Below are 515 nucleotides of genomic sequence, written 5' to 3'. Positions count from 1 at the left end.
ATGTTGAATGGGAATCACAAAACACACAAAGAGCACAAAGGAAAAGAAAAGCTCTTCTTCGTGCTCTTTGTGTCCTTTGTGGTTCAAAAATTAATGGATAGTTGCTTAAGAATATCAGCTATCAATCGACGTTTATTTTCGCTTCTTATTCTCACTGCACTGCCAGCTTTGAGTGACTGCACCATTTTCGAACGACTCGATCTCTACATCAAACTGCCAGATCCGGTGTATATGCTTCAACAGCTCATCGGTCTCCTTTCCCAATGGTCGACCTTCATGCTGATAGTGACGGAGCGTCAGCATGCGGTCGCCCCGGATATTGACATTATAAACCTGAATGTTTGGTTCCCGATTGCCCAAATTATACTGAGCGGCCAGTGACTCACGGATAGCTTTATAGCCTGTTTCATCGTGAATGCTGTCCACCTCAAGATAAGTGCGGGACTCATCATCCAGAATTGAAAACAGTCTTAAATCCCGCATCACTTTGGGTGACAGAAACTGCAGGATAAAGC

1 protein-coding gene is annotated in these 515 nt (G+C 44.1%); it reads right to left on the bottom strand.

Annotation, left to right across the window (positions count from 1 at the left end; all coding sequences use genetic code 11):
- Window positions 1–132 precede the first annotated feature (132 nt).
- Window positions 133–515 (bottom strand): SpoVR family protein (locus tag J7438_RS27445; protein ID WP_209279168.1); only part of this gene is annotated, 383 nt, incomplete at its 5' end.

It is taken from the genome of Thalassotalea sp. G20_0 (assembly GCF_017744175.1).
GTDB lineage: Bacteria > Pseudomonadota > Gammaproteobacteria > Pseudomonadales > Endozoicomonadaceae > Endozoicomonas.
Note: the sequence above shows the minus strand (reverse complement) of the source record. Positions and strands in the feature narration are given on the sequence as shown.